This window comes from Mesorhizobium sp. M1338 (genome assembly GCF_040318045.1).
Taxonomy (GTDB): Bacteria; Pseudomonadota; Alphaproteobacteria; order Rhizobiales; family Rhizobiaceae; genus Mesorhizobium.
Genome location: NZ_JAMYLL010000006.1, coordinates 67,240 through 81,777, shown reverse-complemented (window position 1 = coordinate 81,777; position 14,538 = coordinate 67,240). Strand labels below are relative to the sequence as shown.

The window sequence follows — 14,538 nt, the reverse complement described above, 5'->3', positions numbered from 1 at the left end:
GCCCTCACGCGACGTTGGCGGCTTCGCTCTCCGACTGTTCCCCCGACAGCATCCTCGACAACCGGCTGCCGGGTTTTTTCCTTCAGCCGCTGATATTGGCCGACCTCGACGATACGGCGCATGACCGCACTTATGTAACGCTCTGGTTGCAAAATTCCGCACGGCAAAAGGAAAGGCTTTACGGCATCAAGGTTTTTGGTGATGCTTGCTTCGCACTTGCAGCATAAGCGTCGCGGGAACCGCTTTCTTTGGGAGACTGTGCGCTAAATGGCCTTGCCGGATGGTTCATACGAATGATTGCGCGCCGCCGCCGTGTCGATGCCTGGCCCGGCGCCACCAAAATTGCCGACATTGCCTGGCTGAACAAGCTCGCGACCTTCGTCCTCAAAGCCCGTCGCGCGCAGCTGCGCATGACAGGCCGCCTGAGCTTTTCCAGTGGCTCGACACTTGCCGCGGCAGTCGATTTCGGTCGCCGCGTCTTTGAACGGCCGGGCATTTGCCGATGGCAATTCCATCGGGCATCGAACGAGCATGGGGCGAGGGCAAATCGATATCACCTGTACGAGAGGCAAATCCATGTCGATGATGAAATCCGAGGTCTGCGTGATCATCGCGGCAAAAAACGCGGCAGCGACCATCGCTGTCGCCATCGCATCCGCGTTGCGCGAACCGGAGGTGGCGGAGGTCGTCGTCGTCGATGACGGCTCCACCGACGGCACTGCTGACGTCGCACGATCCGCCGACGACGGCAGCGGCCGGCTCACGGTGATGCGCCTCGACGTCAATCGCGGCCCCTCTTTTGCCCGCAACGCGGCGATCGCCGGCTCGAAATCGCCGTTCATCGCCATTCTCGATGCCGACGATTTCTTCCTCGAAGGTCGGTTTCGCAGCCTGTTTGCCGGTGCCGATTGGGATTTCGCGGCGGACAACATCATGCTGATCAGGGATGATGCGACAGGCGATGCGACGAAAATCGTCGCGCCTGAATTTGCCGCCGATCCGGAATTCCTCGATTTCGAACGCTTCGTCGAAGGCAATATCTCCAGGCGCCGCGTGCAAAGGGGCGAGTTGGGCTTTTTGAAGCCGGTGATCAGCCGCGCCTTCCTCGACCAGCACGGCTTGCGCTATGACGAGAGCCTGCGGCTGGGCGAGGACTATGAACTCTACGCCCGTGCGGTCGCCCGCGGGGCGCGGTTCAAGGTCATTCGCTCCTGCGGCTACGGCGCCATCGTCCGCGCCGATTCGCTGAGCGGCCGCCACAAGACGCAGGATTTGAAGCGTCTGGCCGATGCGGATTTGGCGCTGCTGGCGATCGACAGCCTGCCGGAAGGCTCGAAAGCGATGCTGCGGCGGCATGAGCGGCACGTGCGCGACAAGTATCGGCTGCGCAATTTCCTCGACGTCAAGGCCGAGCGGGGGCTGGCATCGGCCGCGGCCTATGCCTTGTCAAGCCAATCTAACCTCGTCCCTATCGTCCAGGGCGTGGCCGCCGACAAGCTCGAGGCGCTGTTTCGCCGTGTCGGCCTTGTCTCCAGGCAAAACGTGCCGCCGCTGCGTTTTCTGATGGCCGGAACCAGCACGGGCAAGGAACGTTAAGCGCGGTCCATGCGTGCGGTTGCCTGCCAAGGGACACCTTATCACGCAAACCATTTCGGCCGGAATTATGAGTTTACGAATTGGGTAGTTGCCTCACGGCTCCGACGATGGCAGTCTATGTTGCGGTGCAGCAAATTAGACGACCAGCCGAACTGGCCCCCGATCGGATTGGTTTGATGTCTCTCCCTAAGAGGAGCAGGACAATGCGACGCGAGTTTTCTGAGCCCCGGCTGCGGGGATCGGCCAGAAGCCCGGCCCACAAGCCGGCGATGACAGGAATTTGAGTTCATGGCCTCGATATTCGGTTTCAGATCAAGGGATCCGGCCCGCGACCGGCAGACCGATGTTTCACGTCTTGATCGTCTGGCAAAGCTGTTCGAGCAAATCGCGGCCGAGATCGAGTCCGAGAGGGCCGGGCTCGAGAATCGCTACCGGACGAAGGCGACCAACGCCGCCTTCCTGGTCGAAGCGATGGAAAACGGCTCCGCCTCCGACAAACGGTCCTCGGAAGTCAGCGCATTGACGCAGTCGATCCTGAATTGCGAACGCCGCATCGCGGCACTGTCGCGCCAGGATGGCATGATGAAAGAGCTCCGTCATTCGCTGGATATGGTCTTCGACGAGAATGCCGAACCGGCAGCCAAGGCTGAATTCGCCAGGCCGGCGGGAGTCGGCAGGGGTTGAAGGTGAGGGCTCGGAATTGTCGCAACGGATTTGATGCAAGGCAGCAAAAGCAATTCGGGAGGGTCACAAAAGAGATCAAGGTTGCCCGTTCAGGAGCGGTTCGAACGTCGACTTTGGGTTGGGGACGCGCAGCGCAAGGGTGAGTTTGGTATGAATTCGAATCCGAAATCCAAGTCCATGACAACACTCGACGCACCGTCGTTCGCACAGCGGCCCGGGCAAGCCGGCCGGCGGCGACTGGTTTCGCTCGGCGCGTTGCTGCTGGCCGCTCTTGGCAGTTTCCTGGCAACCCCTTCCCATGCCCAGGACATTCCGACATCGCCGTCCTTTGTCGACGATTTCAAGAGCTTCGATCGTGCGCGCTGGTATGTTTCCGACGGCTGGAACAATGGCAGCCATCAGAATTGCACTTGGTCGAAGGGACAGGTCAGCCTGTCGGACGGGGTGCTGTCGCTGGGCTTCGAGAAGCAGCAGCTGAAAGACCGTGAGTTTGCTTGCGGGGAGATCCAGACCAAGCAGCGCTTCGGCTACGGCACCTATGAGGCACGGCTGAAGACCGACACCGGCTCCGGCCTCAACGCGGCGTTCTTCTCGTATATCGGTCCGTCCGACAAGCAGCCCTGGGACGAGATCGACTTCGAAATCCTGACCAAGGACACCTCCAAGGTGCAGGTCAATGCCTATATCGCGGGCAAGGGCAAGAACGAGAAGCTGGTCGACGTGCCGGGTGGCACCGAGAGTGCTTTCAACGACTACGCCTTCGTCTGGCAAAAGGACAGTTTGCGCTGGTACGTGAACGGCCAGTTGGTCAATACCATCACCGATCCGGCGAAATTGCCGACCCATGCGCAGAAGATATTCTTCAGCTTTTGGGGCAGCGATACGATGAAAGGTTGGATGGGAGCCTTCGCCGATCCAGGCCGCAAGCTTTCGCTGCAGATCGAGCGCGTTGCTTTCACGGCGCTCGGCGAACCCTGTCAATTTCCGGAATCGCTGGCATGCAGCGTAAAGTAGTTGGGATAGTCGATTTGAACTGGCCGGGCCGAGAACGGTTCGCCGCCTTGCATGGGAATGAAAACGAATGAATTTGACGGTGTTTGGAATTGGCTATGTCGGCCTCGTGCAGGCGGCGGTGCTTGCCGAAGTAGGGCACCATGTGGTGTGCGTGGACATCGACGCCGCCAGGGTCGAGCGGCTCAATCAGGGCCTGGTTCCCATTTTCGAACCCGGGCTGGAAAATCTCGTCAAGGAGAACCATGCCGCCGGCCGCATCAAGTTCACCACCGATGCCGCCGCCGCCGTCAGGCATGGCGACATCCAGATGATCGCGGTTGGCACACCGCCCGGCGAGGACGGCTCGGCCGACCTCAAATATGTGCTGGCCGTCGCCGAGACCATCGGCCGCGAGATGGACAAACCCAAGATCGTCGTCGGCAAGTCGACGGTGCCGGTCGGCACCTGCGAAAAGGTCAAGGCGAGGATCGCCGAAACGCTGAAGAAACGAGGCCGCGAGGACCTGAGCTTCGACGTCGCTTCCAATCCGGAATTCCTCAAGGAAGGGTCCGCGGTCGCCGATTGCATGAAGCCGGACCGCATCATCGTCGGCACCGACAGCGAGGACACCGAGGCGGTGATGCGCGAACTCTACGCACCGTTCAACCGCAACCATGAGAAGATGATCGTGATGGATGTGCGCAGCGCCGAATTCACCAAATACGCCGCCAATTGCATGCTGGCGACCAAGATCAGCTTCATGAACGAGATGGCCAATTTGGCCGAGCAGCTCGGCGCCGACATCGAGGAGGTCCGCAAGGGCATCGGCAGCGACCCGCGCATCGGCTACCATTTCATCTATCCGGGTCTTGGTTATGGCGGCTCGTGCTTCCCGAAGGACGTGCGTGCGCTGATCAAGACCGCTGAAAGCGTCAAGTTCGATGCCAAGCTGCTGCGCGCGGTCGAGGAGCGCAACAACGCACAGAAATCGGTTCTCTTCGACAAGGTGGACCGCTATTTCAAGGGCAATCTCAAGGGCAGGACCTTCGCGCTGTGGGGCCTCGCCTTCAAGCCCGACACCGACGACATGCGCGAGGCGCCGGCGCGCGTCCTGATGGAAGCGCTGTGGAAGGCCGGCGCCAATGTCCAGGCCTATGATCCCGAGGCGATGCAGGAATGCCAAGCCATCTACGGGCTGCGCGACGACCTGCTTCTGTGCGGCACCAAGGAGGCGGCACTGCGCGGCGCCGACGCGCTGCTGATCGCCACCGAGTGGAAGAGTTTCCGCGCGCCGTCCTTCGATGCGCTGAGAGATGCACTGACCACACCGGTCATCTTCGACGGCCGCAACCTCTATGATCCCAAGGTCATCGCCCGTCACGGCATCGAATATCACTCGATCGGCAGAATGGCGGCGTGACGGCAGGGCGGCACAACAAGGAGCCAGGTCCATGAAAGTTCTGTTTGCGGGCGGCAGCGGCTACACGCCGCAATTCAGCGGCGGTGTGCAGTCGAGCACCCACCATCTGGTCGAACAATTGCGCGAGAACGGTCATGATGCTTCCGTTCTGGCAGCGCTGTTCGGCGATGGCATATTCGGCTTCAGGGCGCGCGCCAAGATGAAGCTCCTTCGTCAGCGCGCTGTCATCGACACTTTTCCGGGCTATCCGGTGGTGCGCGCATGGTTTCCCTGGGAAGCGGTCGGCTTTGCGGTCGAAAAGCTGAGGCCGGATGTTGCCGTGGTGCAATGCCACAACTCGGTTCCGATCGGCAGGGCACTGCAAGCCGAAGGCGTGCCTGTCGTCGTTTATCTGAGGAATGTCGAATTCCGCGAACTGGCCGGTGACCTGCGCGACCTGCAATCGGCGCTCTATATCGCCAATTCCGAGTTCACCGCGCGCACCTACAAGGCAAAATTCGATATCGATTCGACGGTCATTCCGCCGACCATCAATCCCGGGTTCTACAGCACTCCCACGACCGGTGAATTTGTCACGCTCATCAACCCCTATGAGGAAAAGGGCTTCGACCTTGCAGTCCGCATTGCCGCCGCCTGTCCTGAGATCCCATTCCTGTTCGTCGAAAGCTGGAAGCTCGATGACGATCATCGGGCCCGGATCGAAGCGACAATCTCTCCATTGCAAAACGTCAAGCTGGAAGGCCGCACCAGTGACATGAAGACGGTCTACGGCCGCACGAAGATACTGCTTGCGCCCAGCAAATGGGAGGAGGCCTGGGGCAGGGTAGCCTCAGAAGCGCATTGCAGCGGCATTCCCGTGGTCGGCTCACGTCGCGGCGGTCTGCCGGAAGCAATCGGCTCCGGCGGCGTGGTTCTGGACTACGACGCACCGCTTGCCGACTGGGTCTCGGCCGTCAGGCGGCTGTGGAGCGACGAGGCCGAGTACAAGCGTCTGTCGGCGGCGGCGATTCAGTTTTCCGAGCGATCGCAAATGAACCCAGACCGTCAGTTTGCCACGTTCATGGACGTTCTCGACAGCGCTCGGCGCGTCGGCCTGGAGCGTGCTGCCTAAACGCGCTGCGTTGGATTTGCCCAACTGGCCATGCCGGCCTCCGCACCTGGACCCGCCAAGCATGCCGGCGCTGCCGGGGTTCTGGCGGATCCTGTAGGCCTTGGAGGTTGATCGGCAGACACGCCAAATTGCCTGAAATCTTGCAAGGTCGCACCAAAAATGTTGCAGTGCAGCAAGGCCTGTACTAACGTCCGTCCGGGTGGCCAAACAGCGGTAGAATTCTATGCTGCACGTCTTGTGCCTCGGGCACGATGTTTTCGGCCCGGCCGTCGTCGGGCGCGCACCGGTTCCCAGCGCGGTTGACCTGCAGCCACCTTGCAAGGTTTCCGTGTCACCTGTCAGTCCCCATGCGGGGCGGTTCACAACGGGCTGCTTGATCGGTGTTCGCACGAACGCATCCTGCCGATGAAGATTTGCTTCGTAGTCGACAAGTTCCCCTCATTGTCGGAGACTTTCGTTCTCGACCAGATAGCCGGATGCCTTGAGCGCGGCATGGAAGTCGGCGTCGTCTGCAATGAAATGTCGTTTGGCAAGGACGGCAATATCGACGATTCTCGCTGGCACGCGCTGCCGGGAAAGGTCGTATGCTGGTGGGGTGGCCTGGCTCGCTATCGCCCGCTGCTCAGGAAGTGGTCTGGCAGGTTCTGGGATAAACTGTCGACCGCCATCGACATTGCTTATGCGCGTAAATTGCAGAACGCCGACCTGATCGTCGCCCATTTCGGCAACAACGGCATGCGCGTGGCCCGCGCTATTAAGCGAGGCAGGATTTCCGCTCCCCTTATGACGATATTTCATGGCCGCGATGTCGGCGAGCCGCTGCATGACAATTCACTCGCGCGCTACAAAATTGTGTTCGAAAAGGGCGCTCTTCAACTGCCGGTGAATGCGTTTTTCCGCGATGCTTTGATCGACGTCGGTGCATCGCCGACGCAAGTTATGGTTCACCATATGGGCGTGCGGCCGAGCGAGATCGGCTATCGGTGGCGTTCATGGGAGCACGCCACTCTATCTTTCATCTCGGTCTGCCGCCTGACCGAAAAAAAGGGCATCGAATATGCGCTTCGCGCGCTCGCCGGCCTGCCGCGGCGCGATTGGGTCTATTCGGTGATCGGAGGCGGAGAACTTCTGGAGGAGCTGAAGGAGATCGCCGCAAATCTCGGCATCGCCGACAGGGTGACCTTTCTTGGCCCGCGTTCGCACAGCGAAGTGAAGCAACGGCTGCGCGATGCTCATGTGTTCCTGCTGCCTAGCGTCACTGCGCGCGATGGCGATCTGGAAGGCATTCCGGTTTCACTGATGGAGGCGATGGCCGCCGGACTGACAGTGGTCAGCACATATCACTCGGGGATTCCCGAACTGATCGAGGATCAAAAGACAGGGTTCCTCGCTCCCGAGAGAGACATTGCGGCGCTGACTAGCAAACTTGCCTGGATCGCCGAGAATCCGAAGCCCTGCGAGCAAATTGCCCTCGCCGCGCGCAAGAAGATCGAGGCGGACTTCAACGCAGATGTGCTGAACGAACATTTCGCACAGATAGCCGAGCAGCTTGGCGAAACGAGGTTCGGTTCATGAATGTCAATCCGCCGCCCCCCCATTTCGGCCGTGTCGCCCTTCGTGGCGGATTGGTGACGATCGGTGCGCAGGGCTTCAAGATGGCGATCCAGTTTCTCTCCGTCATCGTGCTCGCCCGTCTGCTCGTTCCCGAGGATTTCGGCCTGGTGGCTTCCGTCGGGCCGATCGTGGCCTTTGTTGGATTGCTTCAAAACCTGGGCCTCCAGCAGGCTGTGGTTCAGCGCAAGGACATCAGCGACCAGCAACTCAACCAGGTTTTCTGGATCAGTGCGCTCGTCGGGCTGGGCAGTGCCGTGGCAGTGGCCGGCCTGGCGCCCGCGATTGCCGCTTTCTACGGCGATCAGCGCATGTCCGGCATCACTCTTGGCTCCGCCTTGCCGCTGCTCCTCGGCAGTCTTGCCGCGGTGCCGCTGGCATTGATGAATCGCCACCTGCAATTCGGCCAGCTCGCCGTGAACGATGTGACAAGCGCCGCAGCCGGACTTCTGGCCGCTGCGGTCGCGGCCTATGCGGGGCTTGGCTACTGGTCGCTGGTCATCGGCCCGGCTGTTTCAGCGGTTGTCGCATTGGCGGCCGCGTGGCGGGTGGCGCGGTGGAGGCCGCTACGGCCGGATTTGAAAGTCGATGCCGACATATTGTCGTTCGGCGCCAATCTGACGGGCTTCAATCTTGCCAACTTCTTCTCGCGCAATCTCGACAACATTCTCATCGGAAAATATTCCGGCGCGATCGAGCTCGGCTATTACGACCGCGCCTATAAGCTCCTGCTGTTCCCGCTGCAGAACATCAACCAGCCGCTGACGCGCGTGATGGTGCCTCTGCTAAGCCGCATCCATGAGGACAAGGCTCGATTTCGCGACATTTACGTGCGGACCAACTGGATGCTGGCTGCCGTTACCATGCCCGGCATTGCGGCGCTGACGATGACCTCCGATCAGGTCGTAGGACTTCTCTTCGGCCAGGGTTGGGCGCCGGTGGCGCCGATTTTTGCGTGGCTGGGCATCGCTAGCCTGGTCCAGTCCGTTTCAAGCACCACAGGCTGGATATTCATCTGTCAGGGCAAGACGAAGACCATGTTCCACTGGGGCATCTATTCGTCACTGACGACCGTCGCCGCCTTCATCGTCGGCTTGCACTGGGGTGCCGTCGGCGTTGCCGCGGCCTATGCCATCAGCGGTTACGTGCTGCGCGTTCCCGTGCTTGCCGTGCTGGTCCATCGAGTCGGTCCCGTCACAGCCGCCGACTTTCTCGTCATGCAGGGGCTTTTCATTGCCTCGTCCCTGCTCGCCTGGCACGCATACTCGTGGCTGCCGGCGTCGCTGACCGGACAGTCAGACCTGCTCGCGGTCTTTCTTGCGATTGCCCTCAATTACGGGATCGGTCTCATTCTCATGCTTGCGGTCGCCCAATCGCGCCGCGCGTTGTTCACCACCCTGTCCAATGCCGCGCGCAACATCCGCTGAGTGACCCTCGATCAAAGGCGCCAGCAGGTTTGTGGCCGACATTGCCGAGGCATGCTCCTCAAGCACCGCCTGAAGGCTGGTCTGGCGATAGAGGTTGAGGTTTCCTGCAAATCTGCCGAGCTTTTCGCTCGCTTCCTCAGGCGTCACTGTGTCGATGTCGAGCAGCACGTCGGCGACACCGATCCGCTTGGCTACTTCCTTGGTCTTGAACTCATAGGCGATTGGCAGCACCGGCGTGCCGACACAAAGCGACATGATCATCATGTGCATACGCGTGGCGACCACGAAGTCGAACCCTTTCACCAGTGCCATCAACTGGTCCGGCGTGTGAAATGCAGCGTCTACGGTCACATGTTTGGCGATCTCCGGATCGAGTTCGGCGACGATCGCCCGTGCGGTCTTGGAATCGTCATGGGCATATTCCGGCACCCCCTGACACGTGGAGACGAAGGTCACCTCCTTGCCGTGGTCCCTGACGAGAATCGTCGCGATCTCGTGGATCGAATCGAGATAGCGGCGCATGCCACCTTCGCCGTCGCTGACATAGTTCCAGTGGCGGACGGAAATGGCGACGCGGCCCGTCGGCGCCGGCGGCTGACTGGAGGCTAGAATTTTCTCGATCCTGTCGGTTTCTGCCAGGGCAAAGACGGCATCGGCCACCACGTGGCACTTGCCGAAATCCTTCACCATATCCTGGATATGGTTTCTGGACCGTTCGTCACGCAGCAGGATGAGCGGGCTGCGGTCGAAGATCGGACTCAATTCCTGGCGGTTGTAACTTTTATTGAACGGGCCGAGCGATTGCGTGAAGAAGACCGGATCCTTGCCGAGCACGGCATCAAGCCGGAACTGATTGAGACGCCTCTCGAGATTGTAGTTCTCGACGAGATAGGTGCCGCCCGTCGTGACCACGAGATCGGCGCCAGTGTAGATATCGAGGCTGCGACGGTCACTCCGGCTGAAGAAAGTGCCAAGCGCGCTGCTCCCAAACCACCGCAGGGCCTGAAGGACAATTTTGTTGTAGATCGGTTTGATCCGGTTCTTCAGTCCATCGCCATTCTTGTACCTGAAAAGGGATTCCGACAGCAGCTTGTGAAATTCGAGGTCCGGATACTCCCTTTTCGGGTAGAGCCTCGCCGCGACCTCGGGCTGGCTGTCGAAGATGAAGAACTGCAGGTCGCTCCCGGCGACTGCCTTTAGGATGTGCCGGATCGCTAGGAGAATCGCTGCATCCCCGGTGTTCAGGCAGACTGTGTTTTCGACCACGATCTTCATGGAATTTACCTCATATCGTCAGCAGATTCCGCAGCTAGGCCGGCGGTGCTTAAGACGGGGGTGACCGAAAATGCTGCACGCCAGGACGATCCCGATGCGCTCCGCGTCACGATTAGGGCGCCGCACCAAGTCGGTGACCGCATGGTCCGAGTGGCACTAAAAGCAAGCCCGAGATTAACGCATCAATTTTGCAGTGCAACAGAAAACGTGGATCACTGCACCAAAAATGTTGCGATGCAGCAAGAGGTGTACTAGCATTCTTGTGGGTGGGCCAACAGCGGTCGAGTTTTCATGCTGCATGTCTTGTACCTTGTGCACGACGTTTCCGACCCGGCCGTGCGCCGAAGGATTACGATGCTCAAGGCAGGTGGGGCCCAGGTCACTTTGGCCGGCTTCCGTCGCACCACGAATCCGATTGCGGATGTCGAGGGATTGCGGCCGATCGACCTTGGCGCGACGCGTGATGGGCGATTCGGCCAGCGCCTCGCGGCGGTCGCCAAGGCGGCTCTATCGGTCGGCTCGAAGCTTGCCGGGGTGCCGAGGCCCGATCTCATCATCGCGCGCAACCTGGAAATGCTGGCGCTCGCCCGCCGCGCCAGTTCAGCCTTCGGTGCGTCGGTTCCGATCGTCTACGAGTGCCTCGACATTCATCGCCTTGTGCTGCGCAACGATGTCCTGGGCAAGGCGCTGCGCGCCACGGAACGCTTCCTGGCCAGGGACGTGAAGCTGCTGGTGACCAGTTCGCCTGCCTTCATCGCCAATTATTTCAAGCCGTTCGGCCAGGTCGCGGCACCCATCGAGCTGGTCGAAAACAAGTATTTCGAGGCCGCGGCGATCTTGCCTGGCGCCCCCGAGGCCTTGGAGAGTCCGCTCGGCCCGCCATGGCGGATCGGCTGGTTCGGCGCCTTGCGCTGCCGCCGTTCGCTCGAACTGCTGGCCGATTTCTCCCGCCGCATGGATGGACGCTTCGAGATCGTGCTGCGCGGCCGTCCGGCTTTGTCCGAATTCCCGGATTTCCATGGCTTCGTCGAAGCCGAACCATGGCTGTCGTTTCGCGGGCCCTACCGCAACCCGGAGGACATGGCGGCGATTTATAACGACGTCCATTTTTCCTGGGCGATCGATTTCTTCGAGGCGGGGCAGAACTCCGAATGGCTTCTGCCCAACCGGCTCTATGAAGGCTGTCGTTTCGGCGCGGTGCCGATCTCGATGGGCAACACCGAGACCGGGCGATTCCTCAAGCAGCAGGATATCGGCGTGCTCTTGCCGCAGGCTTCGCCCGAGGCGCTCGAAACCGCGCTCGGCAAGATGGAAGAGCATCTCTTCGCCAGGCTGAAGTCGCGTGTTCTGGCCCGCAACCCGAGGACCTGGAGCTACGATCGAAGCGATTGCCGGGCGCTCGTCGAGCGGTTGCGCGGCCTGACCGCCGTGCCCGGCTCCTTTGCAGCCGAGGCATTTGGCATAGGATGGCCAGAGATGGACAGAGGCGGATGACGCAGACTGAAAACCCCTCATCCTGCCTGATCGTTATTCCGTGCTTGAACGAAGCCGCCCATATCGGCGCGCTGCTCGATCAATTGCGACCCGCGGCCGCCAGGCTTGACGCCAGCATCATCGTCGCCGACGGCGGCAGCACCGACGGCACGCTGGCCATCGTCCAGGACATCGTTGCGAAGGACCAGCGCGTTATCCTGCTTCACAATGAGCGGCGCATCCAGAGTGCGGCGATCAATCTCGCCGTCGGCACGTTCGGTAAGGGTGCCGACTATCTCATCCGCATCGATGCGCATGGCGGCTATCCCGACGACTATTGCGACCGGCTGGTCGAGGAGGCATTGGCCACCGGCGCGGATTCGGTTGTGGTTTCGATGCTGACCAGCGGCAGCGGCACCGTGCAGAAGGCCGCCGCCGCGGCGCAGAATTCCAAGCTCGGCACCGGCGGCTCGAAGCATCGGCACCTTTCGGGAGGAGAGTGGATCGACCACGGCCATCACGCGCTGATGCGGATATCGGCCTTCGGGGCGGTCGGCGGTTATGACGAGACGTTCAGCCACAATGAGGACGCAGAGCTTGACTACCGCCTTCGTCAGGCCGGCTACAAGATCTGGATGAGCGGCAAGACGCAGATGGTGTACTATCCGCGCGCCTCGCTCATCGGCCTCTATTTCCAGTATCTCGGCTACGGTCGCGGCCGCGCCAAGAACGTGCTGAAGCACCGCGTCATCCCGAAGGTCCGGCAGATGGTGCCGCTGCTGGTGTTTCCGGTCGTGCTTCTGGCGGCCTTCTCTTTCGTGCATTGGCTGGCGGCGGTGCCGCTGCTGATCTGGGCGTCGGTATGCCTCGGCTACGGCATGTGGACGGCCATCCGCCAGCGCAATGCCGATATCGCGCTTGCCGGCGTCTCGGCGATGGTCATGCATCTTGGCTGGTCGGTCGGCTTCTGGCTGCAGCTTCTCGGCCTCGGGTCGCGGCGCGGGGTGGCGTGATGACGGCGCAGGCCAAGAACCGCGGCATCGACATCGGCGTCTGCACGTTCCGCCGACCGGAACTGGCTGACACGCTGCGCTCGCTCGACGCCATGGAGATTCCGGCGGGATTCGATGTCAGCATCGTCGTCGCCGACAATGACGACGCCCCGACCGCCCGTGATCTGGTGACGGCGCTGTCGCGGGAATTGACGGTGCCGATCCGCTATCAGCATGCCCCGGCGCGAAACATCTCGATCGCCCGCAACGCTTGCCTCGACGCCAGCACCGCAGATTTCGTCGCCTTCATCGATGACGACGAGACGGCCACGCCCGCATGGCTCGCCGAACTGGTCGCTATGGCTGAAGCAAGCGGTGCCGCCGCTGTGCTCGGCCCGGTCAGGGCGCACTATCGCCCGGATGCGCCGGACTGGATGCGGCGCGGCGATTTCCATTCGACCTTGCCCGTCTGGGTGCGCGGCGAGATCCAGACCGGCTACACCTGCAACGTTCTGCTGCGGATGGGATCGGACAGCCTGCGCGGCCGCCGCTTCAGCCTGGCGCGCGGCCAGACCGGCGGCGAGGACACCGAGTTCTTCGACCAGATGCACAAGGCCGGCGGCCGCATCGCTTTTGCGCCGGAAGCCTGGGTCGACGAGGTGGTGCCGCGCACAAGGGCGGCATTCGACTGGCTCGGCCGCCGCCGCTTTCGCGTCGGGCAGACGCATGGCCACCTGCTGGGGCGCAACGCGCGGGGCATCGGCCTGGTCAAGCAGGTCGGCCTGGCGTCGGCAAAGGCCATCTATTGCTTCGCCTCGGCACTTCCGGTCCTCATCAGTCCGGTTCGAAGGAACCGAAGCGTGCTACGCGGCATTATGCATGTCGGCGTCGTCAGCGGCCTTGTCGGCATCCGCGAAATCCGGCTCTACGGCCAGCCTTCGCCACAGGAGGGAGGCAATCGTGCAGCCTGATGTGAGCTTCGTGATTGCCGCCTATAACGCCGAGGCGACCCTCGACCGGGCGATCGCCAGCGCTATCGCCCAGAACAACGTCAGCGTCGAAATCATCGTCGTCGACGACCAGTCGCGCGACGCAACGCTCGATGTGGCGCGGGCCTATCCGCAGGATATCGTCCGCGTCGTCGCCCTTGCCAGCAATCGCGGCCCTGGCGGCGCCAGGAATGCGGGCCTCGACGCCGCCCGAGGCAGGTGGATCGCGGTTCTTGATTCCGACGACGCCGTCTTTCCCGATAGGCTCGCCGCCATGATCGCGCGTGCCGAGAGTGCAGGCGCCCAGATCGCCGTCGACAACCTCCAGGTCATTCGCGAGGACGGTGTCATCGAGGACGCGATGTTCCCGCGGCACTATCTGGAAGGCTTGCGCGAAATTTCGCTAGCCACCTACATCGCCGGCAACGTCCTCTTCGAATCGAAGTTCAATCTCGGCTATCTCAAGCCGATCTTCCAGCGCGAGTTCCTGAACGAGAACGGACTTCGCTATGATGAAAAACTGATCATCGGGGAAGACTACATCCTCCTGGCCAACGCCTTGGCCATGGGCGGCAAATGCGTCGTCGAACCTGATATCGGCTATGCCTACCATATCCGCAGCGGCTCCATCTCCCGCGTGCTCGAGCTTCACCATGTCGAAGCGATGCACAGGGCAGATGCGGTGTTCGCTCAAACTCATCAGATGGATGACGCCGCTCGGGCCGCGTTCGCCCGGCGCGGCCGCAGCCTGCGCAAGGCCGCTTCATTCCTGTCGATGGTTCAGCACATCAAGGCGCGGTCACCGCTCAAGGCGATCCTGACAGCGCTCGGCGACCCGGCGGCGGTCAGGCATATGGGCATGCCGATCGCCGTGCGGTTGCGAAGAATGGCGGCGCAGTTTGCCGTTGGGGTGGGCAGGTGAAGATGCAGGCACATGGAGGTTTTCGTGGCCTGTGAATGGACTGAA

At 61.5% G+C, this 14,538-nt stretch carries 13 protein-coding genes and 1 pseudogene; 12 read left to right on the top strand and 2 right to left on the bottom strand.

The genetic code is table 11. The annotated features are described in order from the left end of the window. Positions 1 to 14: 14 nt before the first annotated feature. Positions 15 to 227: a hypothetical protein gene (locus NKH19_RS08445; RefSeq protein ID WP_352869090.1), complete on the top strand. Its 213-nt coding sequence runs from the start codon at positions 15 to 17 to the stop codon at positions 225 to 227. A gap of 36 nt (positions 228 to 263) precedes the next feature. Here NKH19_RS08445 and NKH19_RS08440 read toward each other — a convergent pair whose 3' ends face one another. Then, the gene (locus NKH19_RS08440; protein ID WP_352869167.1) at positions 264 to 638 is read right to left on the bottom strand and encodes a hypothetical protein; all 375 of its coding nucleotides are present in this window, start codon (positions 636 to 638) and stop codon (positions 264 to 266) included. Here NKH19_RS08440 and NKH19_RS08435 point away from each other — a divergent pair. The 7 genes from NKH19_RS08435 (at position 577) to NKH19_RS08405 (ending at position 8,842) form a co-directional block, all read left to right on the top strand. Continuing rightward, on the top strand, positions 577 to 1,596 hold the full coding sequence (locus tag NKH19_RS08435; protein WP_352869088.1) for a glycosyltransferase family 2 protein: 1,020 nt from the start codon (positions 577 to 579) through the stop codon (positions 1,594 to 1,596). The two genes, NKH19_RS08440 and NKH19_RS08435, sit on opposite strands and share 62 nt — an antisense overlap. Positions 1,597 to 1,884: 288 nt before the next feature. Then, on the top strand, positions 1,885 to 2,280 hold the full coding sequence (locus NKH19_RS08430; RefSeq protein WP_352869085.1) for a hypothetical protein: 396 nt from the start codon (positions 1,885 to 1,887) through the stop codon (positions 2,278 to 2,280). 150 nt (positions 2,281 to 2,430) lie between these two features. Continuing rightward, positions 2,431 to 3,294, top strand: coding sequence for an endo-1,3-1,4-beta-glycanase ExoK (gene exoK, locus NKH19_RS08425; protein WP_352869082.1), 864 nt, complete (start codon positions 2,431 to 2,433; stop codon positions 3,292 to 3,294). A 67-nt stretch (positions 3,295 to 3,361) separates the two neighbouring features. Further along, positions 3,362 to 4,693: a UDP-glucose dehydrogenase family protein gene (locus tag NKH19_RS08420; RefSeq protein WP_352869080.1), complete on the top strand. Its 1,332-nt coding sequence runs from the start codon at positions 3,362 to 3,364 to the stop codon at positions 4,691 to 4,693. Between the two features lie 31 nt (positions 4,694 to 4,724). After that, the gene (locus tag NKH19_RS08415) at positions 4,725 to 5,804 is read left to right on the top strand and encodes a glycosyltransferase (protein WP_352869078.1); all 1,080 of its coding nucleotides are present in this window, start codon (positions 4,725 to 4,727) and stop codon (positions 5,802 to 5,804) included. Between the two features lie 492 nt (positions 5,805 to 6,296). After that, positions 6,297 to 7,379, top strand: a complete 1,083-nt coding sequence (locus NKH19_RS08410) for a glycosyltransferase (RefSeq protein WP_352869075.1) — start codon at positions 6,297 to 6,299, stop codon at positions 7,377 to 7,379. Next, positions 7,376 to 8,842, top strand: a complete 1,467-nt coding sequence (locus tag NKH19_RS08405) for a lipopolysaccharide biosynthesis protein (protein ID WP_352869073.1) — start codon at positions 7,376 to 7,378, stop codon at positions 8,840 to 8,842. Before NKH19_RS08410 ends, NKH19_RS08405 begins: the two co-directional genes overlap by 4 nt. A gap of 225 nt (positions 8,843 to 9,067) precedes the next feature. Here NKH19_RS08405 and NKH19_RS08400 read toward each other — a convergent pair. Beyond that, a pseudogene (locus tag NKH19_RS08400) lies at positions 9,068 to 10,117 on the bottom strand (polysaccharide pyruvyl transferase family protein); the annotation flags it as partial. Between the two features lie 291 nt (positions 10,118 to 10,408). On the opposite strand from NKH19_RS08400, the gene NKH19_RS08395 reads away from it, so the two are divergent. From NKH19_RS08395 to NKH19_RS08380, 4 genes are read left to right on the top strand one after another with little or no spacing between them, the layout of a single operon-like run. Then, complete coding sequence (locus tag NKH19_RS08395; RefSeq protein WP_352869070.1) at positions 10,409 to 11,611, top strand: glycosyltransferase; 1,203 nt, start codon at positions 10,409 to 10,411, stop codon at positions 11,609 to 11,611. Further along, entirely contained in the window at positions 11,608 to 12,603 is a 996-nt protein-coding gene (locus NKH19_RS08390; protein WP_352869067.1) for a glycosyltransferase family 2 protein, read from the top strand. Before NKH19_RS08395 ends, NKH19_RS08390 begins: the two co-directional genes overlap by 4 nt. Beyond that, complete coding sequence (locus NKH19_RS08385; RefSeq protein ID WP_352869064.1) at positions 12,603 to 13,553, top strand: glycosyltransferase family 2 protein; 951 nt, start codon at positions 12,603 to 12,605, stop codon at positions 13,551 to 13,553. Before NKH19_RS08390 ends, NKH19_RS08385 begins: the two co-directional genes overlap by 1 nt. Further along, the gene (locus tag NKH19_RS08380) at positions 13,543 to 14,493 is read left to right on the top strand and encodes a glycosyltransferase family 2 protein (RefSeq protein WP_352869061.1); all 951 of its coding nucleotides are present in this window, start codon (positions 13,543 to 13,545) and stop codon (positions 14,491 to 14,493) included. The genes NKH19_RS08385 and NKH19_RS08380 overlap by 11 nt, the downstream gene beginning before the upstream one ends. The last annotated feature ends 45 nt before the right edge of the window (positions 14,494 to 14,538 follow it).